Source organism: Ningiella ruwaisensis (assembly GCF_004798935.1).
Lineage (GTDB): Bacteria > Pseudomonadota > Gammaproteobacteria > Enterobacterales > Alteromonadaceae > Glaciecola > Glaciecola ruwaisensis.
This window is the reverse complement of sequence record NZ_RAHT01000001.1, coordinates 774,722-796,312: the sequence shown is the minus strand read 5'-3', so window position 1 is coordinate 796,312 and position 21,591 is coordinate 774,722. Positions and strand designations below refer to the sequence as shown.

General features: G+C 42.8%; 14 protein-coding genes. 10 read left to right on the top strand and 4 right to left on the bottom strand.

Translation table 11 applies throughout. The annotated features are described in order from the left end of the window. The first annotated feature begins 190 nt into the window (after positions 1–190). From D6V41_RS03445 to D6V41_RS03420, 6 genes are all read left to right on the top strand, one after another. Entirely contained in the window at positions 191–3,241 is a 3,051-nt protein-coding gene (locus D6V41_RS03445) for a TonB-dependent receptor (protein ID WP_168710950.1), read from the top strand. 155 nt (positions 3,242–3,396) lie between these two features. Further along, positions 3,397–4,434: a UDP-glucose--hexose-1-phosphate uridylyltransferase gene (locus D6V41_RS03440; RefSeq protein WP_136250040.1), complete on the top strand. Its 1,038-nt coding sequence runs from the start codon at positions 3,397–3,399 to the stop codon at positions 4,432–4,434. A gap of 3 nt (positions 4,435–4,437) precedes the next feature. Continuing rightward, positions 4,438–5,631, top strand: a complete 1,194-nt coding sequence (galK, locus tag D6V41_RS03435) for a galactokinase (RefSeq protein WP_136250039.1) — start codon at positions 4,438–4,440, stop codon at positions 5,629–5,631. A 2-nt stretch (positions 5,632–5,633) separates the two neighbouring features. After that, the gene (locus D6V41_RS03430) at positions 5,634–7,190 is read left to right on the top strand and encodes a sodium/sugar symporter (RefSeq protein ID WP_136250038.1); all 1,557 of its coding nucleotides are present in this window, start codon (positions 5,634–5,636) and stop codon (positions 7,188–7,190) included. Positions 7,191–7,228: 38 nt separating this feature from the next. Beyond that, positions 7,229–9,073: a glycoside hydrolase family 2 protein gene (locus D6V41_RS03425; RefSeq protein ID WP_136250037.1), complete on the top strand. Its 1,845-nt coding sequence runs from the start codon at positions 7,229–7,231 to the stop codon at positions 9,071–9,073. A 2-nt stretch (positions 9,074–9,075) separates the two neighbouring features. Then, a complete protein-coding gene (locus tag D6V41_RS03420; RefSeq protein ID WP_136250036.1) occupies positions 9,076–11,208 on the top strand; it encodes an alpha-galactosidase in 2,133 nt (710 codons plus the stop codon). A gap of 70 nt (positions 11,209–11,278) precedes the next feature. On the opposite strand, the gene D6V41_RS03415 is transcribed toward D6V41_RS03420, so the two are convergent. Next, positions 11,279–11,968, bottom strand: coding sequence for a FadR/GntR family transcriptional regulator (locus tag D6V41_RS03415; protein WP_136250035.1), 690 nt, complete (start codon positions 11,966–11,968; stop codon positions 11,279–11,281). 115 nt (positions 11,969–12,083) lie between these two features. Continuing rightward, positions 12,084–12,725, bottom strand: coding sequence for a hypothetical protein (locus D6V41_RS03410; protein WP_136250034.1), 642 nt, complete (start codon positions 12,723–12,725; stop codon positions 12,084–12,086). A 415-nt stretch (positions 12,726–13,140) separates the two neighbouring features. On the opposite strand from D6V41_RS03410, the gene D6V41_RS03405 reads away from it, so the two are divergent. Continuing rightward, positions 13,141–14,142 (top strand): LacI family DNA-binding transcriptional regulator, encoded by a 1,002-nt coding sequence (locus tag D6V41_RS03405; RefSeq protein WP_136250033.1) that lies wholly within the window; start codon positions 13,141–13,143, stop codon positions 14,140–14,142. A gap of 152 nt (positions 14,143–14,294) precedes the next feature. Here the strand turns inward: D6V41_RS03405 and D6V41_RS03400 are convergent, their stop codons facing one another. Together D6V41_RS03400 and D6V41_RS03395 are read right to left on the bottom strand one after the other, a co-directional pair. Then, on the bottom strand, positions 14,295–16,067 hold the full coding sequence (locus D6V41_RS03400) for a bifunctional protein-serine/threonine kinase/phosphatase (RefSeq protein ID WP_136250032.1): 1,773 nt from the start codon (positions 16,065–16,067) through the stop codon (positions 14,295–14,297). An 85-nt stretch (positions 16,068–16,152) separates the two neighbouring features. Next, positions 16,153–17,619, bottom strand: coding sequence for a NarK family nitrate/nitrite MFS transporter (locus D6V41_RS03395; protein ID WP_136250031.1), 1,467 nt, complete (start codon positions 17,617–17,619; stop codon positions 16,153–16,155). A gap of 507 nt (positions 17,620–18,126) precedes the next feature. Between D6V41_RS03395 and D6V41_RS03390 the strand changes: the two genes are divergently transcribed. The 3 genes from D6V41_RS03390 to D6V41_RS03380 all read left to right on the top strand — a co-directional run bounded on the left by D6V41_RS03390 (position 18,127) and on the right by D6V41_RS03380 (position 21,530). Continuing rightward, on the top strand, positions 18,127–19,365 hold the full coding sequence (locus D6V41_RS03390) for an MFS transporter (RefSeq protein WP_136250030.1): 1,239 nt from the start codon (positions 18,127–18,129) through the stop codon (positions 19,363–19,365). Further along, positions 19,362–20,555, top strand: coding sequence for an NnrS family protein (locus tag D6V41_RS03385; protein ID WP_136250029.1), 1,194 nt, complete (start codon positions 19,362–19,364; stop codon positions 20,553–20,555). Before D6V41_RS03390 ends, D6V41_RS03385 begins: the two co-directional genes overlap by 4 nt. Before the next feature lie 237 nt (positions 20,556–20,792). Beyond that, positions 20,793–21,530 carry a hypothetical protein gene (locus D6V41_RS03380; protein ID WP_241664406.1) on the top strand — a complete coding sequence of 246 codons (738 nt, stop codon included), beginning with the start codon at positions 20,793–20,795 and terminating at the stop codon, positions 21,528–21,530. Positions 21,531–21,591 lie beyond the last annotated feature (61 nt).

Genomic DNA, 21,591 nt, shown 5'->3' with positions numbered 1-21,591 from the left:
TTTTTATATTGTTATTTATATTATTTTTTTGTTACATTTTGGTCTGTCAGTTATTAGGTTTTGGTAAGTTAGATATAATCTAGGCGTCTCGGCAAGAGCAGTCGTTCATGCAAACATGCAGCAATTCTATCTATATTTACATAAAAACACTCGGGAGAAGACGATGTTCAATTTGAAAATAAAAAGCAAGATGAAGAAGACCGCAGTTTTATGCGCTTCGATTCTTGTATCTGGCAGTTTATATGCACAACAAGACACAGGCGTTGTTACAGGTCAGGTGGTCACCTCGCAAGGGGGCAATTCAGTCGAAGGTGCCATTGTACGAATTAAGGAATTAGGCCGCCAAACCAGCACTCAAAGTGACGGTAGTTATCGAATAGGGGCTATTGAGCCTGGCACTTATACGCTTGAAGTCGATTACCTTGGCGCCGGAACGCAAAGCTATCAAATTACTGTGGAAGCAGGTGGTCGGGTCACCCAACTTGTGCAACTGCAGGGTGACGATTTTGAAGTGATTGAAGTCGAAGGTAATTTTGCCAGTTTAAACTCGGCTCGTAACTTACAACGAGCGGCTGATGTTGTGAAAGACGTGGTTGATGCAAGCCTTACTGGAAGATTTGCAGACTTGAATGTTGCGGAGTCTCTGCAGCGTTTGCCTGGTGTGAATATTGATCGAAGTGAAGGCGAAGGACGATTTGTGACCATTCGGGGTTTAGGACCAGAATTTAACTCTGTAAGTGTGAATGGCGTAACAATGGGTTCATCCTCCAGTGGTTTTGATTTAACAGGTTCGGCAGCTTCTCGTGCGGTGGCGCTTGACATTATTCCTGCTGACTTGATTGAAACCATTGAAGTATCGAAAACAAGAACACCCGACATGGATGGCGATTCAATTGGTGGTCAAATTGAGCTAAAAGCTTTGTCGGCATACGACCGAGGTGGGTATAGTTTTGATGTTAGAGTAGACGGGAGCTATCAAGAAATATCGGGAGATACTAGTCCTCGCGCTTCTTTTAAGTATACCGACTTTATTGACGATGATAAAAAATGGGGAATCGCCTTATCGGGTAGTTATTTTGACCGGTCTATAGAGGGTGAGGAGTTGCGTAATGGCGAAGGTCTGGCATTCGCTGAGTCATTTGTTGACCCAAATACCGGTATAGAAATAGAAGATGAAGACGCTCGTCCAGAGTTTTTGGTGATACAGGAGATTGATCAACGCCGAGAAATTGGGGAGCGCGAACGATGGGGTGTAACCGCGAATATTGATTTCCGGCCCGACCAAGACAATCAGTATTATTTTAGATATACAGGCACTAAGCTAACCGACCACGATACTCGACTACAGCAAGAATGGGAAATTCGTGACGCAAACTCCGACGATGAACTGCTTTTATTAAGACAAAACGGCGGTATTGTCACCGATGTTGATTTAGAAAAGCTCACCTTCTACAAGTTAACAGAAGAAAAAGTGAATACCTTCTCAATTGGTGGTGAACATTTCTTTAGCGATTGGAATATTGATTATCAACTTGCCTATTCTAAAAATGAATTTGATGACTTTGGCACACGGGGACGATTTCGTGGCGATGACATTGCAATGGAGTGGCAAGTCAACGGCATTTATGATGTAAGTGTTGATCAGTTTGATGGAGACCCAGATTCTCCTCCCCTCAATGCTGCAAGCAGCAGTGATTATCCAGGAAATGTAAACGATTTAGAGAGTTTTGAGTTTAATGACTTTTTATACATAAAGGATGCTACTCAAGATACCGTAAAAAGCTTTACATTTAATGCAGAGCGTTATATTGAGCTTGGTGATATGTTTGGTACCTTAAAAATGGGTATTAAAAATCGTATTCGAGAAAAAGAAAACGATCGCATTGAAGAGTTCAGTGCTGACCCTGAAGCCGACATTGATGAAATAACACTAAATTCCCTTGATCAGTACCGGCCTTACAATCCCAGCACTGAGTTGTTTGGACCTGAATTTCGTAATTTTGCCGATTTGAGACAGTTTCGTGATGTGATGTGGAATAACATCGATTTAGCTAGAGCAAATCAATCAGATAATCCAAATGCCTTCGCCAATACTGTGCGCGGTGACTATACCTCTGAAGAAGATATTTTAGCAGGTTATGTAATGGCGGCGATAGATGTGACTGACGAAGTTAAAGTAACTGCCGGTGTTCGTGTTGAACGTACCAAAGTTGAATCTAGCGCGTTTGAAACTCGCCGTATTGAAGTTGGCGGCGACTTTGACGAAATATTTGCGCCTCAAGTACTCGGTTTTGAACAATTTACCAACGAACAAAGTTATACGGATGTCTTGCCGGGTGTGCATTTACGCTACGAACCCACAGATGATATCGTTATTCGTGCATCGTACACGGAAGGTGTGCAGCGTCCGTCTTTTTTTGCTGCTATACCAAGGTTTGATGAGGTACTAGACTTAGAAGGGGATGACATCGTTGCTTATTCTGATGCCGACGTTGAAGTTGAAGTGTTTGTCGGCAATCCTGATTTAGAAGCGGCAAGTGCAACACAATGGGATGCCAATTTAGCATGGTATCCAAGTGAAACAACGTATGTCTCAATTGGCGTATTTTATAAAACGATTGATAAGTTCTTTGTAGACTCGCGTATTCGCGGTACACAAGACATAGCCAACTTAGGATTCAGCGGCAGTAATTTTAGTGTTGAAAATCAGAATACTGGCGAAATAGTCAACTTTGATGGCTCTTACGACATCATGAACATTACCTTGAATGGACAAGATGCCACCGTATCAGGAGTAGAGTTCGCTTACTCCCAGCAATTTCCTTATGGATTTTTTATCGACAGCAACCTTGCCATTATGGATAGCGAGGCTGTTTTAGGCGAGCCTCGTCCCGATGAGAAGTTGAGGTTACCAAACCAGGCTGACAGCACGGCGAACTTATCAGTTGGATGGGAAAATCAAAAGGTATCTGTTCGTTTGTCATGGAATTACAGGGCAGACATCCTTGAGCAAGTGTCTGGAAATGAATATGAAGATGTCATTCGTGAAAGTTATGAACAAGCAGATTTTGGTGTGAAATATCGAATCACTGATAAATACCGCGTATTTTTTGATGTTACAAATCTGTTCGAAGAAGAAGATGTGGCAGCTTATCGAGGTACTGAAGCAACAGGTCGCTTGTTTGAGAAAGTTGAGCGTTATGGCAGGACTTTCCAGTTAGGTATTTCGGGTAATTTTTAGCAACTAAGAAAATTGCGATATGGATAGGCGGTCATGAGTATTAATGCTTACTTTCGGCGCCTATTGATATCGTATTTATGTCGGGAGCTAGGCTATTGCGTTCGACTCGCTTGTTCTCCCTGTTAAGTAGATTTCTTTTAATTGGTTAATAGTAGATGGTATTTGACACAAACGAACATCCCCATCGCAGATACAATCCGTTATCCGATGAATGGATATTGGTGAGTCCGCATCGTAATAAGAGGCCATGGCAAGGAAAAATAGAGCCTTCTGTGGCGCAAGAGGCTGTTGAGTACGATCCCAACTGTTATTTGTGTCCTGGGAATCTTAGGGTAAATGGTAATCGCAATCCAAATTACAAAGGTCCATTTGTATTTGATAATGACTTTTCTGCTTTGGCTTCTGATGCACAAGCATATCGCCACGATGACACATTTTTTGTAGCAGAGTCTGTGCACGGCATAAGTCGTGTCGTATGTTTTAGCGAAGATCACGGCAAATCACTTGCCGAGCTTGATAGCCCTCAAATACTCGCCATTATTAAAGTGTGGAACGAGCAGTATCAAGAGCTTGGGCAAATCTACCCATGGGTTCAGATATTTGAAAATAAGGGCGCGATGATGGGATGTTCCAACCCACATCCACACGGACAGATTTGGGCTCATCAGCACATACCATCCCTTGTTCATCGAAAGCAAATACAAATGAGTAAGTACTATGAGCAACACCAAACTTCCCTGTTGCTCGATTATGCCAAGCGCGAGCTAGAATCGAAAAGCAGAGTAGTGTACGAAAATGATGATTGGCTAGTGGCAGTGCCTTATTGGGCTTCTTGGCCCTATGAGACGCTATTACTGCCTAAGTTTGCTATTCAACAAATGACTCAATTAAGCAATGTGCAAGCTCAAAATCTTGCAGATTCGATAAGCGTCCTGACCTGTAAATACGATAATTTATTCGAATGTAGCTTTCCCTACTCTATGGGATGGCATTGTGCTCCATTTGACCAGCAGTCTCATCCCGAATGGCAATTACACGCCCATTTTTATCCACCATTGTTACGCAGTTCAAGTGTTCGTAAATTTATGGTGGGCTACGAAATGTTAGCTGAAGCGCAGCGTGACTTAAGTCCAGAACAGGCGGCTGAGACCTTACGCCAATTAGATTCAATACACTATTTAAAGAGGCAGTAGTTGATGTTGAATAAAGTAAAATCTGAGTTTACGTCGATATTTAACGAAGCACCATTAATTACCCGATTTGCACCGGGGCGCGTGAATATCATTGGCGATCATACCGATTATAATGGCGGTTATGTCTTTCCAACTACTCTAAATATCGGAACTTATATCGCGGGTTCGTCGCGTAAAGACAAATTAGTAAATGTCCTTGCACTAAATTTTAATCAACAAATCCGCTTTGAGTTAAATGACATTCAGCACGACACCTTACACCCTTGGTCGAATTATATCAGAGGTGTGTATAAGGTGCTGCTAAATAAAGGATATCAGCTAAGTGGTGCAAACCTGGTTATTGGCGGTAACTTGCCGCAAGGTGCTGGATTGAGTTCCTCCGCCTCACTGGAACTTGCGCTACTTAAATTGCTGGATGACCTTCATCATCTTTTGCTAGACGGTACAGAGGCAGCCAAGATAGGACAGGCTACTGAGAATGAGTTTGTGGGCTGTCAGTGCGGAATTATGGATCAAATGATTAGCGCCAAAGGTCGAGCCAATTCTGGCATGCTTTTGCACTGCGATACTTTGCAGTATGAGTATATTGCTATACCTAAAAACGCACAGCTATTAGTCATCAACTCGAACATTCAACGCGGTTTGGTAGATAGTGAATACAATTTAAGACGAGAGCAGTGCGAACAAGCGGCGCAAATATGCAAAGTCGGGCACCTCAGCGAACTAAATATAGATACCTTAGAGGAATTCGAGTCAGCACTGGGTGCGCTATTATTTAAACGGGCAAAACATGTTGTTAGCGAAAATCTGCGCGTACTTGAATTAGCCGAGGCTATCCCTGAACTTGACTGGACTAAAATTTCAAATGTGATGCGCCATTCACATGCGTCGTTACGAGACGACTTTGCGGTCAGCACCCGCAACATGGATATACTGGTAGACATTATAGACACTGCACTTGCAGGTCAAGGTGGGGTCAGGATGACAGGTGGTGGCTTTGGGGGTTGTGCTGTTGTCTTGTGTGAGCCCAATCGAAAAAATGCTGTGATTAATGCAGTCTTAACGGAGTATTTAAAGTTAACGGGCTTGCAAGCAGAGGTATACGAATGCAAAAGTGTTGACGGCGCTTTTTACACCAATGATTCATCATCTGCCAACATCGCAAACGTTGTTGCCTCTAAAGTTGTGAGTAACTAAATATGCAGTTAGAAAATATCGATATCACTATTTTTGCTTTTTATGTGATTGCCTTAATCGCCATTGCATCGTGGATATCTCGACGTGACCATCATGGCCCTGAAAGCACTCAGGATTATTTTTTAGCCAACAAATCCCTTCCCTGGTGGGCAATAGGTGCGTCTCTTATCGCATCAAATATCTCGGCTGAACAGATCATTGGTATGTCGGGCTCTGGCTACGTTGTAGGACTTGCGATTGCGTCTTATGAATGGATGGCTGCGATTACATTGTTGTTAGTCGGGAAATACTTTTTACCGATTTTTTTAAAGCAAAAAATATACACCATGCCGCAATATTTGCTTCAGCGCTATGATCATCGAGTACGCACAGTGATGGCAATTTTTTGGGTAGCGGTTTATGTATTTGTGAATTTAACCGCTGTACTTTGGTTGGGTGGTCTTGCTATTAACACCGTTACCGGTGTTGATTGGTTAAGTGGCATGGTATTTCTTGCCCTATTTTCTGTTGCGTATTCTTTATATGGTGGCCTTAAAGCGGTTGCCTTTACTGATATTATTCAAGTGGTTTTATTGGTATTGGGTGGCCTAATGCTAAGCTACCTTTCTCTGAATGCGGTCAGTGATGGTAACGGCGTTATCGCAGGCTTTGCTCGGCTCACCGCCGAACTTCCTAGCCACTTTGATATGATATTGTCGTCCGAAAACCCACAATATATGAATTTACCGGGTATAAGCGTACTGATTGGTGGTCTTTGGATAATGAACATCTCTTATTGGGGATTTAATCAATACATTATTCAACGGGCTTTAGCAGCGAAAAACCTGGCAGAGGCGCAAAAAGGTATTGCACTGGCTGCATATCTCAAACTGCTAATGCCTATTATAGTGGTATTGCCCGGTATCGCTGCAGTTGTTTTGCATCCCAATTTAAGTGCGGCAGATAAAGCTTATCCCTCACTTATTGCGCTGATGCCAACGGGTTTGAAAGGACTGATTTTTGCAGCTTTAGTGGCGGCTATCGTGTCTTCCCTAGCGTCGATGACCAACAGCATTTCGACTATTTTTACAATGGATATTTATCGTCCAATCCGACAGAGTAAGTCAGAAAAGCACTATGTTTTCGTGGGCAGAATTGCGGCATTTAGCGCTTTAGTGTTGGCATTGGCTATTGCCCAACCTTTATTAGGCCAATTTGACCAAGCCTTTCAATATATTCAGGAGTTCACTGGATTCTTTACTCCCGGCATCGTTGTCATATTTTTAACCGGTATGTTTTGGCGAAAAGCAAATGCAAACGGCGCGCTCACCGCTGCTTTAGGTTCGGCGATTTTGTCTCTTGTTTTACGCGCTTGGTGGCCGGAACTGCCATTTATGGATCGCGTCGGTCTTGTGTTTGTTATTTGTTTACTATTGTCGATTTTGGTTTCTTCTTTAAGTAATAAAAAATCCGACTTGGCTTTGGCTGAGAATATCGATTTTTCTACAAGTAAAAGTTTTAACTTAGCCGCATTTGGCTGTGTGCTGGTGCTTGTCGCTTTATACAGCACTTGGTGGTAGTCGTTCTTTTTTATTCAATATTAAAGGTAGAATTATCAATGAAATCGTTGCGAAAAATATCATTGTTTTTATGGCTTGGATTTAGCGCCTTGCCCGGTACGAATTTTGCGGCAGAGAACCAAAAGCCGCCGATGGAGGGTGCACTCGACAGTGCTCCGGTTAATTTGTATGGCCGCGACACCTTAGATTTGTCGGGTACATGGCAATATATTGTAGATCCAATGCGCGAAGGTTTATATTTGCCCAGAAAAGGCATCCGCCACTTTGCTGATGACTCACCACGAGAGGGCAACCGTTTAATTGAGTATAACTTTAATTATTCTCCCGATATTCAAGTACCCGGTGACTGGAATACTCAAGTTGATGAACTATTTTGGTACGAAGGGCTACTGTGGTATCGACGCACTTTTGACTACTCACCCAATGATGACAAACGTCATATATTGTATTTTGAAGGCGCAAATTATTGGAAGCGTGTCTATCTAAATTCAACGCCATTAGGTGAACACGAGGGAGGATTTACCCCATTCGCTTTTGATATCACTGACGAACTGAAGGAAGGAAAAAACTCCCTAGTAGTAGCGGTAGATAATACTCGGCGCGCTCACCAAATTCCGTCTTTAAAATTTGACTGGTTTAATTACGGTGGACTTACGCGCACAGTGCACGTGTTTTCGGTGCCCAAAACGTATATCCAGGATTATGAGCTTGCTTTGCAGGCCGATGGCAGTATAGCCGGTATGATTCAGCTCAACGGTGATAGCCCCACTGAGCAGGAAGTATCGTTGAAGATTGATGAACTCGGTATCGATGTTAGGGGTAAAACAAACAACGATGGCGTTTATCGCTTTTCATTTACACCCAAAAACCTATCACGTTGGGCACCTAGCAATCCAAAACTGTATGCGGTGGAGATACACAATGGAGGCGAAAGTTTAAGCGAGAATATAGGCTTTCGCACGGTAGAAACCAAAGGTCAAGACATTTTATTAAATGGTCAGCCGGTATTTCTTGCAGGCATTAGTGTGCATGAAGAGGTGATTGGCAGTTCGGGCGGACGCGCAATAACATGGGCTGAGGCAAGGGCGCTGTTACATGAAGTTAAAGCCCTAGGTGCTAACTACGTGCGTTTAGCACATTATCCACATAGCGAAAAGATGCTTAAGCTTGCTGATGAATTGGGCTTGATGGTGTGGAGTGAAGTACCGCTTTGGCAAGAGTTGACATTTAATGACTCGCGTACTTTTGATATTGCCAGTCAAATGATAGAAGAGAGCATCGACCGAGATTTTAATCGTGCCTCGGTGGTTATTTGGAGCGTTGCGAATGAAACGCCACAAACCGAAGAGCGTTTAACTTTTTTGCGTAAGCTCATCGACAAAATGCGTGCACTGGACGACAGCCGTTTGATATCGTCTGCTTTAGATAAAAACAAAGAAGTAGACAAGACATTTCGCGTGGTAGACCCATTAGGTGAATACCTCGATATTTATTCGGTAAATACCTACGAAGGATGGTATGGAGCTCGAACGCCTGAACAGATTGGTGAACTAAACTGGGAAAGCATTTACGACAAACCTATGACCTTCAGCGAATTCGGTGCGGGTGCACTTAAAGGTCATTACGGACCGGAAAGCCAGCGTTGGACTGAAAATTATCAGCTTGCTATTTATCGAGAGACACTCGAGCTAGTTAATCGTACGCCGATGGCTAGAGGAATTTCGCCCTGGATATTAAAAGATTTCCGTTCCCCACGCAGATACCACGGTTTTTATCAAGACTATTGGAATCGCAAAGGCGTGATCAACGAAACGGGACAGCCTAAGTTAGCTTATGACTTACTGCAATCTTGGATCACCGATAAAGTTGAAGAGCAGAACTAACTATGAAGAATCGTAATTTATTGTTAGGTATATTCTTGCTTGCAACCTTGCTTGTCAGGGATGCCGTGGGCAAAGAGTTAATCTCGACCCCGAATGACTCTGCCATTGAGCAGTGTAATGGGTGCGAAGTCACACTCGCTGATAAGCATTTATTGATTGCCAATCAGCACTTTGCGCGAGAATACGATTGGAATAATGGGCAGATTATTGGGCGCAGCATTACTGATAAGCACACCGGAGAACGCATTGTACTCAATGGTACTGAACCAGATTTGGCGTTTCCAGGAGAGATAAAAAGAAAAGGTACATTGCAGTACGAGTGGGTGTCAAACGATAATATCGTGCCGGAGCACCTGTTGATTACAGTGTTGAGTCAAGTGGATGCACTTTATATAAAACGTCAATGCAAGTTATTTCCTGATGTGCCTTCGCTGCCGTGTCAAACCAGCATAAAAGGCACATTGAGCGCGGATATGATAAATGTGATGGATGCTCAAACTCCAGTGATATCTGATAGAAGTGTGGTGGAGGATCCGCATAAAAAAGCAGCTTCCGCTGATAGCTTGCAAATTGATCAATTAAGACTCGATGGCAAACATTGGCAGGCTGAGGCAGTCGCATTTACAGTGGCTACTGATTATCACGACACCCTTGTCGAAAAAACGCATGCCATGGTATTTCGTAAACCCCTTTCGCTTAAGGGGAATGTATTACTGTTGCGCGACCCTGTATCGCAACAACGCTTATTTGTGAGTAAATCTTCTCCAGCGCAATCCGATCAGTTGAATTACCCAGGCTTTGATTTTCAAATTGATAACAGTGGTGTTGGCGTTTTTGGAAGCGGCTTGTTCTCAAATGATATTCAAGTAAATGAGTGGACACCGATGTATTCGGTTAGCGTCGGTGTAGGCGGCAAAAGCGAACTAACTCAGTTGTTGGCGTTTCGTCAACTTATGTTATCTCAACGACAGTGGATAGCTGATAGAGATGATATGGTGCTGATGAATACATGGGGAGACCGCTCAAGAGATGGTCGCGTCAATGAAGCATTTATTTTAAATGAATTACCCTTAGCTGCTCAATTAGGGGTTAGCCACTATCAAATTGATGATGGCTGGCAGGCGGGTTTGTCACAAAACTCTTCGAGCCCGAGCGGCGACCGCTGGAGTTACTGGAAGGATGAGGATTGGCAGGTCCATCCCACTCGTTTTCCTTCTGGTTTAGGGGCTGTGGTAGATAAGGCGAATGGTTTAGGGCTTAATATTGGCCTATGGTTTAATCCCTCTAGCGCAAATGATTATCAATATTGGGAGCGCGATGCGAATATCATTATTAATTTATTTGATACCTATAAGATCACCACATTTAAGATAGACGGAATTGAAATTCCTAATTTAAAAGCGCAGCAAAACTTGCAAAAATTTTTCAAAAAAGTGCTCGAGGCGACTGATAATCAAGTCGTATTTAATCTTGATGTTACCGCAGGTCGACGAGGTGGATTTTTTTATACGAATGAGTTTGGGAATATTTTTTTAGAAAATCGATATACCGACTGGGCGAATTACTATCCCTATCGCACTTTAAGAAATCTTTGGATGTTGAGTCGGTATGTGCCCGCTCAGCATCTGCAAATAGAGTTTTTGAACATTTGGCGAAATACTGATAAATATAATACGAATGACCCTTTAAGCCCAGCACAAGTGCCCTTTGATTATACTTTTGCTACGACCTTGATAGCTCAGCCTCTAGCGTGGTTTGAGGCTTCTGGTTTACCTGACAAAGCGTTTGCGATCGGCGAGACTATCAATTTGTATCGCGCGATACAGCAAGATATACATGCCGGCATAATATTACCGATTGGTGAGGAACCGAATGGTACTAATTGGACAGGGTTTCAGTCTTTAAATGACAACAAAGGTTACTTGCTGATAATGCGCGAGTTTAATCAGCAGGCCAGTGCTTACATTAACACTTGGCTTAGTCCCGGAAGCAAAGTAAAGCTCAATGCTGTTTTAGGGCATAAAGAAAACGTAGATGGCATACAAACTGTTGCAGAAAACGGCGACTTGCTTGTTAATTTGCCAACGCCGCATAGCTTTACCTTGTATCGTTATGAAGTATTAACTGAAGAGTAAACTTAGGCCCAATGCCTACCCTCTGATGGGTGGGCAAAATGAAAGTTAGTATAAACATTCATAATTAAGCTTACTCAAATAGCACTGCTTTCATCATGTCGTCTAACATATTTTTCACAAGCGAGAAGGCCGCTAATGAGTTGCCTTTATCGATTGCATGGAATATTGCTTCATAAAATGCTAAGTTAATAAGTTTTATACCCTGCAAGCGATTAGAGTATCGTTGCGTGACTCGAAGTGCAGTACTCACAAAGTCAATTAGTTGTAGAAAGAATCGATTATGCGTGGCTTCGAAAATTGCGGTGAAAAACGCAATGTCAGCTTCAAGTGAATCATCTAACCCTGCGTCAGCATCGCGAACTCTTTGTAAAGCAGCTTCAAGTTTACTTATATTGTCGGTATTGGCGTGAGTAGCAGCAAGGCTTGCAGCTTGCGAGTCGGTAACAATACGCATTTCAAAAAATTCGCGTAACAAATCGAGAGTAGGTTTGCTGACTAAGGTCCATTTTAAAACGTCGGCATCAAACATATTCCAATGACGTTCTTCTTGAATTCGAATACCTTGTTTGGGGCGAGAGCGTATTAAGCCTTTAGTGGTAAGGACTTTGACGGCTTCTCTGGTTGCACTTCTGCTAACGCCATATTGTTCGCATATGTCTGCTTCAGAAGGTAAAGAATGCTTGAAATCTCCTCTTACAATCGCCAAGCCTAGTACGTGCGTCAGATTTTGTGTAATATTTAACGCGCTGCCCTGATACATAACAGTAAAACAACCTCACAGTAATTTATATTATAAATAGCATAAATCATTTGTGCGCGCTTTGCCTACGTATTTTATTGTTGGCAATGGTGTAGTGAGGATATTAGCTACTCAATTAACCGCAGAATATATCTCTAAAGTGTATGTCAGACAAATTTGTTAACTGCTGAATAAACCTTTCATGATTGGACCACATTAGCATGTTTTTGCCGATACCGAGTGGCTCGTACGTAGCGACGTAACGACCTGAACTGCGATCAACATTCCACTTTAATTTGCATCCGAGCGTCGTCATAAATAAGTTGTCATATCGCGTGGCTAATTTTACTAAGAGTTGTTCAAGGGTATTTCGTTGTTTGACACTACACTGAGGTAATAAAGAAATATCTTGCTTCGGCCGTATGAACGTTTGATGACCAACAAAGGCATGACTGGGGCATACAACTTCCCACTCGCTGTTTGCAAGCACCACATGACTTTTAGTCGAACTTGCATTCGCATAAGCATCTAAGGAGCCGATGCATAAATTAAATTCGCTACCCTCGGTCACTAATGTGTTGCGCATGTGCTGCTTTTCCTTAGCGTTTCGCAGCCATAAATCAATAAAGCTAAGCCTCTGCTCATGCGATAGTTCGACAAGAGTTTCTTTTGTACTAAGTAATGTGGGTGTGTTTTTTAAGTCACTCGCTCGCGGGTAACTAGATGGAAAATAGCTTTCTGTTGCTATATGAGTGGCTGATTCACGTAATGACAACATAAGCATTCCTCTTAAAACGTTAAAATTACGTTAAAAGGGTATACGCTTTCCCTTTGGTAGTCAAAATAAAATTTACGTAATTTCTTTACACATAATTAACAATAAGATATATATTTGATTTAACTAAATAATTCTATAAAAATACATTGTTCAAAATATTTCTTGTGGAAGTGAGGTTTTGTCTATGCTCATATTTAGAATTTTCCTAGAAATAGGGTATTCGCTTACCCTTAGTGGTTGCTTTTTCAAAGTGTTGGTATAAAGACGTTTTTGGTAGTCAATGTTCCTACAATAAAGGCCAACATGCCCTGAGCAAGCTAATTAATTTTCGTCTGTCGATTAATTCATAATAGAATGTTGAATTTGCACGACAACATAGAGCATTTAAGTCCTATATCATTTATAGAAGGTAAGTATGGCAACCATGAAAGAAATTGCGGAAGCTGCAGGGGTGTCTCAAGCGACTGTCTCAAGGGTATTAAACAATGGTCCAAAGGTAGGCCTTATTACACGCCAGCGTGTTCAACGTATTATAGAAGAGCTAAATTATCGGCCAAATGCAAATGCCAGAGCGCTTGCAACAAAAAGGCGTAACGAGATCGGAGTGGTGTTAGCTGATTTATACGAACCTTTTTTTGCAACCTTAGCACACGGTATAGATGTAGTAGCGCGTAAGCACCAATGTCAAATTTTAATAAGTTCAGGTTCAGTGGGCGCCGACTCAGAGCGTAATGCGATTGAACCTCTGCTCGAACATCAATGCAATGCGATGGTCATTCACAGTAAAAGTTTACCTGACGAATATTTCGTAGACTTAGCCAGAAGTGTTCCTGGTTTAGTACTTATCAATCGTCACATACCAGATATCGCTAACAGGTGCGTTTGGTTAGACAATATTGCTGGCGGAAAACTGATGGCAGAATATATTGTTCGTCAAGGGCATCGCGATATTGCAGTCGTATCGAGCGATTTCTCCATAGATGATCCTATAGACAGAATTAGTGGCATACGTCAGGCCCTAAAAGAAGCAGGTGTTGAACTCAAAGAAAGCAACATTGAATATGCCGAGCCGAATCCAGAGGGTGGAGAAAAAGCGGTGCAAAATTTACTGGCAAAGGGAGCAAAATTCACGGCAATTCTTGCATACAACGATGCCATGGCCTCTGGCGCGATAACCACCCTAATTGACCATAACATTGATGTACCCAACGATGTCTCTATCATTGGTTATGATGATATTTTATTAGCAAAGTACTGTCGCCCGAAGCTAACCACTTTACGCTATCCCATTGAATTAATGGCAAATAGAGCAACAGAATTGGCGATAAGCTACGGCAATGGTCTTATCCCGGCACAAGACGCTAGTTTTAAATATAGCCCAACCCTTATTAGAAGAGACTCGGTGAAACGTCTTTAACAATCAAGTAAGAAAACATTTACACTCGCCAAAAGAGTGCAATAGTTACAATCATACGAAACCTAAAAAGAGATGATTAGTGTTCCCTAATAGCATCAATTATCGGACAGTGAATTTCCTCAATGATCTGAACTTCTCGTTGTAAACATTGCTCACGAACGCGAAAATAAAATTATCACTAGAATCAACGAAACCACCCAAAAAGCTGACATTAGCTGCCAAAATAATAGTCCTTTGCTATTGTCAATTTGAGGATCATCCAATAAAAAGTCTGGGTTGGGATGACTGACATCGCGCACAAAATCGATGAGTCGTTCGTAGCGTTTCTCTAAACGTAAATGGCAGCCTTTCTCTAATGCTCTGTCAAACCACAGCGGAATGATGGGGTTATGCACGATTGCACTTTTATAACGCAACTTGTCGAAATCGCTTGGGCTTTTACAGCTTTCAATTTTCTCGCCATAAGGTAAATGCCCGGTGAATAATTCGTAAGTAATGGTGGCAAGTGCGTAAATATCGCCCTGAATACCCGTATTTTTGCCCATGAGATAATGTGGGTCAGAATAGGTAGCTGTGCCCAGCGCGCCTAAATGTTCAATAGGAATGAATATTTCAGCGATACCGGCCACAAAAACCGAGCCAAAATCAATCACTTTAATATTCAAGTTCTCATCAATCATGATATTGGCAGGCTTAAGATCCTGATGAATGGTATCGGCCTGATGAAAAGCCTCAAGTGCGTTTGCAATTTGCTTAACAATTCCTATTGCACGCTTAGGCGAGGGCAAGGGGTTTTCTTGCATCCATTTATCCAGTGATATTCCGCTTACTACTTCCATCAGATAATACAGACAGGTGCGCGGTCGGTTTTGCTGGATTATCTTAACCACGTGTGGACTGTTAATACGTTTGCCTATCCATTCTTCCTGAATGAAGCGGTCGATATAATGGGTGTCATCCTCGAAATTGATTGAGGGTGTTTTCATGATGAACTGCTTTTGACTTTCCATGTCGGTCACCAAATAAATTTGACTTCGGCTGCTTGCAAATAGCGCCTTTTCGACTCGATATCCGTCAAGCGTATTGCCTTGGGTAAGATCAGGCGGAAAAGGCAGTCGCGTCAGTTTAGCATTGTAATCGTCGATACTTTCTTGAGGTAAAGCGTCAATACGAGCGACAATACAACTCACGTTATCATCACTGTTGTTACTAATTGCCTCACTAACGAGCATGTCGCTCAAGGTCTGCATATTCGGCGATGTTTTTGCCAGCTCTTGGTTACATAACTCAATGAGGCGTGTATCGTCGATAAAATCATGCAGGCCGTCGGTTGTGGCAATAAGGATATCTTGCTCTTCAAGGGCAAATTTGCCGTAATCCAACTGTAAGGTATTGTCCATACCAACAGCTCTTGCCAAGATGTTTCTGCCACCGCCGATGTTCACCGTATGGTCGCGTGTAATCTGTTTAAGCGCAGCTTTTTCAAACGAAGCGCTCGTTGCATCTTTGCGTAGAAGAAATAGGCGAGAGTCGCCAGCGTGAAAGAAGTGAGCGGTTCTTGATTTTATTACCACACCAATAAATGTGCATAAGTAACCCTTTTCCTGGTGAGTAAACTCATGACTTTTTTTAAACAAATGCAGATTAATGGCCGAAAGCGTCAGCTCACCTGCATGTTTAATCGACCAGGTATCGGGTGTTCGAAAGTATTCAGCGATGAAGGTGTCGGCAGCGTATCGGCTAGCCTCGCGCCCAGCTTCTGCGCTACTTACACCATCTGCTATTGCAAAGGCGGCACCTTTGTTACGGTTAAGGTGTGCTTCTGTCGCAAGATGAAAGTCCACCGCGTCTTCATTGACCGGTTTTACACCCGCAACAGAGGCGCTCCCCATTGAAACGATTAAGCGTTCTGAGTTTTCGGCCATATTATGTTTTACGCTCTTGATGCATTTAAACGCAACAAGCGCTACTTAAATTAGTAGCGCTTTCTCAACAATAAGATACTACGAACTAGCTTACGTCAATCATGTGAACACTGCCATCTTCTGCCACTTCTGCGATTTGTCCGCGAGGTTCATCCATAAATATTAAGGTAATCAATCCGATTACAGCGGTTCCGGCAATAACATAGAAGAAGGTGCTGTAATCCACAAAAGAAAGCACGGTCAGGAAGGTGACGGCGCCAACATTACCAAAAGCGCCTGTCATTCCTGCTATTTGCCCGGTCATACGGCGTTTGATCAAAGGAACAACGGCAAATACCGCACCTTCACCTGATTGTACGAAGAAAGAGCAACCCATTGCGATGGCCACTGCCAGCCACAAAGGCCATTGTCCATCAACCATACCCATTAGGGCATATCCACCTGCAAGACCAGCGGTTAGAATCATTAGCGTTGATTTGCGTCCAAATTTATCAGAAATCCATCCACCTGCCGGGCGAGACATTAAGTTCATAAATGCATAGGCACCTGCAACCAAACCCGCCAATACAGGGTCAAGGCTAAAGGTTTCAGCGAAGAAAAGAGGAAGCATTGATACTACCGCAAGCTCTGAACCGAAATTGGTGAAGTACAGAATGTCGAGCACGGCAACTTGCTTAAAGCTGTAGCGATGAAGTTGAGGTATTTCAGTGGTAAAAACCTCTTTATTAACTTGCCAAACTTTATACACTTCGAGTAAATACAGGGCAAACAGGCCAACATAAATGCTATTTACTACAAACTGACTGAGCATATCGACGCCAGCAGGTGATAGTTTCCAAGCCAGTAATGCAATTGCCGCATACATAGGCAATTTCATAATTAGTAGAAAAAAGAAATCGCCTTTAGATGTTACTTCCATTGCACCTAAATTTTTGGGTTTGAAATAGGTTGAGCCTTTGGGCGTATTTGTTACGTTAGCATAATAAATGAAAGCAAAAACCAGGCTGATAACTCCGGTTAGGCCTATAGCATAACGCCAGCCATCTTCACCCCCGAACAAAACCGCAACGGTAGGAAGCGTAAAGGCCGCAGCCGCAGAGCCAAAGTTGCCCCAGCCACCATAAATACCTTCTGCGGTACCTAATTCATTGTGCGGAAACCACTCTGATACCATGCGAATGCCAATGACAAAGCCGGCGCCAATAAAGCCTAAAAGAAATCGCGCTATAGCAGCCTGAATAAAGCTGTCAGCAAACGCAAACATAAAGCAGGGAATTGAACATATCGCGAGCAGGGCAGAATATACCAAACGAGGCCCGTATTTGTCTGTCAGCATACCAATGAACACGCGTGCTGGAATGGTTAAGGCGACGTTCAGAATGAGCAAGGTTTTTATTTCGTCACTCGTCAGGCCTAAGCTTTCTTTTACTGCCTGCAACATGGGTGCAAAGTTAAACCACACCAAAAATGTAATGAAAAACGCCATCCACGACAGATGCAGTATTTTCATTTTACCGCTGAATTTAAAGATGTTGAATGTATCGCTAGTCATGGGACTCTCCACATGGATATAAATAAAGTTGTGAGTATTATCGGCTCAGGTTCTTGACGTTTATTGATGTAGGTCAATGTGCGAAACGCCCTATCACTAAAGGTATTGAACTACCTATTTGTAGGTAACGAGGCGCATTTTTTAACTGAATCACAGCATTGAGTACAACTTAAGCTTCTACTTTCAAGCCTAAACCTTATGAAAATAATTCCTATTGCATCGAGTCGGTAGAAAGCGGTTTTTTAGTGGTAGCCATATTCAGATTCATTCATAAAAAATCAGATGGAAATTGCCTAAGATGTGTGTGTAGGGCTTATTTTTACAAGCTTGTGGCGATATACCTATAAAGGAGTAGTGAGTGTTTTCCCTAAACTCTGTGAGGTTTATTTACGCTAGAGAGAGAATGCGTGAGCGAGTATAGTTTGTAGCAATCCGCACTCATTCAACTTTATGCAAATCGTGGAATATCAAAGTTTAAAAAAATCCCAGTCAACAAAAGCGCTTATTATGGCGACCCTTGCGTTTGCTGTGAACTTTTCGGTGTGGACCTTGTATGCTGTGATGAGCATCGACCTTAAAGACAGTCTTGATTTAAGTTCAACCCAAATTGGCCTATTGCTTTCAGCCCCCATTTTAAGTGGGGCGCTTTTAAGACTACCGGTAGGCTTGTTGTGCGAGCGCTATTCCTCCAAAACAATCTATTTTTGGCAGATGCTTTTTGTTGTGCCGCCACTTTTCTTTTTATCTGAGGCGCAAAGTTTTTCAGCCTATTTATTAACAGGTCTTTTGATAGGCATATCGGGGATATCCTTTACCATTGGTATTCGATATTTAAGCGACTGGTTTGAAAGTTCTGAGCAAGGCACGGCCATGGGCGTTTTTGGGGCTGGCAATGCCGGGGCTGCACTTAGCCTTACCCTTGTGCCTTACATTCGAGACGTGTTTGGTACAGCGTTTGTTGGGCCAAGCTATGCCTCTATGCTCGGTGTCACCGCTGTGTTATTTTGGCTGATCGCACCGAATACGCCTTTGCATATTCGTAAGCGTGCTCCCAAACGCTTTGGTTTTTTTATAAAGCCGCTCGCGCATGCCCGCGTGTGGCGATTTAGTCTGTATTATTATTTTGTATTTGGCAGTTTTTTGGCCTTGCTTTTGTGGCTTCCTCAATACTATGTTAATGCCTATCAATTACCGGTTAATCAAGCGATGGCGCTTACATTGTTATTTGTTATCAGCTCAAGCATGGCTCGCGCTGCTGGTGGCTGGTTTGCCGACCGTTACGGGGCGCGTAACGTAAACTGGGGCGTTTTCTGGATATGCCTGATTTGTTTGTTTTTTTTAAGTTACCCACCTACCACCATGACAATTCACGGCGTAGAGAAAGATGTGAATATTAGCATCAATTTAAACCTGTGGATTTTCACCTTTTTGCTTCTGATCATTGGCTTGGCGCAAGGATTTGGTCGAGCAAGTGTTTATAAACTGATTAACGACTATTACCCTGAACAGATGGGGAGCGTAGGCGGAATGGTGGCGATGATTGGGGCACTAGGTGGATGCACACTTCCTATACTTTTTGGTTTGGCGGTTGACTTTGCAGGTGTCTATAGTGCGGCATTCATGTTGCTATACGGAGTCTTGGCGGTATGCATGTTTTTAATGCACTTTGCTATCAAACGCGAACGCTACCTGAATCGTTTACAACGTGCAGAGCAATATAATTTTTTGGAGCAAGATGAACTATGATCAATATCACCGATAATGCAAAAGAGCAGAAAATTATGCCTTTTTGGCGCTTGGGGTTTCGACCTTTTTTTCTGTTTGGCAGTGCATTCGCATTTATCGCGATAGCCTTATGGCTATTGGCGCTTAAAGGTGTATTGTCGAGTAGTCCTTTTCACAGCGTAATATGGTGGCATAGCCACGAAATGCTGTTTGGCTTTACCACAGCCATTATTGCCGGATTTTTGCTTACTGCCGTTCAAAATTGGACTGGTATTCCGGGACTAAAAGGAAAATCGCTCATTTTTCTCTTTTCAGTTTGGTTAGCTGCGCGATTGCTGCTTTTGGCAAATCTGGAAATACCCGTTTTCATTATTGCTTTGGTCGATTTAGTGTTTTTGCCGCTTGTCGCGTTTTTTCTGGCGCGTCCGGTGCTCAGAATAAAGCAATATCGCAACTTAGTGTTTGTTCCGCTTTTATTATTGATGACGATAGCAAATATCTTCACTTATTTGCCAGCCTTTGGCTTGAGTGAAAGTTTTGCGCGTCAGGGTTTTTACGCTATGGTCATGCTCGTGACTGTGGTTGTCGCCCTAATTGGCGGCCGCGTTATTCCTATGTTTACTGCAAATGGTACGCAAACACAAAAAGTGCAGCCTATTCGCTGGGTAGAGTTAAGCTGTATTGCGCTATTGATAGCCATAGCTGTTGGCATGCTGTTTTCACTTAACGCAAACATTCTTGGCGCTTTAAGTGTACTTGCAGCGGCTTTCCATTTATTTCGAAGCTTGTATTGGCGCCCGTGGGTAACACTTAAAGTGCCTTTAGTCTGGTCATTACACTTGAGCATGTTTTTTATCCCGCTCGGGCTTGGGCTGCTGGCGCTTCATTATTTCACGAGCCTTATCAGCTTAAGCGCGGCGATCCACAGTCTTACGGTAGGGGTCATAGGGGGGATGATAATCGCTATGATGTCTCGTGTTTCTTTAGGGCATACCGGTCGGATGCTGCAAACCTCATCAATTACGGTTATTGCTTATGTGGCCATTGCGCTTGCAGCAATTAGCAGAAGTTTGTTGGTGTGGTTAGTGCCTGCTCATATCACTAATCTATGGGTACTATCCGGTTTGCTATGGTGCCTTTCATTCGCATGCTTTTTATGGATCTACTTGCCGATTTTAATCAGTCCAAGAGTAGATGGGCGCCCGGGTTGACCTTGAGCGGGGGGGGTAAGTAAGGAGCAATAAACAAACCAAGAAGCGAGTTTTAAAAATCCTCACATAACTTTCACGAAGCATTTGATTAAATCATGGTGAATGGCAAATGAATATGACATTTGACAATTCAGTTTTTTTAATTAAGTGCTGTCACAAAAAATTAATAAAAAATTCATCAAAACATCAAAAAAATGTCATAATTAGTGTTCGTTTACTTAAACAGAGAGGTTTAATTTGCGCTTTCGCCTTACTCAATTGTTGCTTTTCATTGTGTTTTCAACAGTCTTTTACGCATCCAACGTGATTGCTGCCAATATTTCAGGTGTAATGGGGCCAAATATAGATCCGAATGACCGAAGTTTCCAAGTACGACTTGCCATGTCGCCCGCTGATGACGATGATCGATTTGGGGATATTTGGCTTTATCGGATGCACTATCAGCACGCTTTTAACGCAGATTTCCGTGGGCGTTTGGTTTTACAAATGCGTGATAGAGAGGGTTTCGAGTATGATTTCGCGCGCGCTGAATTACTTTATAATTTCAGAAAGGCCAGTGAGTATCGTTGGTCGAGTGCACTGCGCTTTGAGGTAAGAACCCGTCGGGGCAGTCGCCCTGATGAAGTTGCCGCTCAGTGGGGAAATGAGTGGGATTTAGGAAGCGCATGGCGTGCCAGAGCCACCCTGATTGTATCGCAATATATTGGTAGCAATGATGACGGTGGCGACTTGGGTATTCAAACGCGAGGAAGTGTGAGCAAAAAACTTGAAAATGGTGTGCGTGTGGGGCTTCAGCTTTTTAATAGCTATGGCGAACTAGGCGATTTTGGCTCTTATAATGAGCAATCCCACGAGTTTGGCCCTGCTGTTAGTGGCAAATTTGCCGACATTAACTATGAGTTCCGTTATCTGCATGGTTTAAGCGACGACAGCCGCAAACATAACTTTTTTATGCGATTTACTAAAAAGTTTTAAGTTGAAGGCAGTAAGAATAAGTGCTGGTGATCTTGTGAATCAATATTATTCATTTATTGAT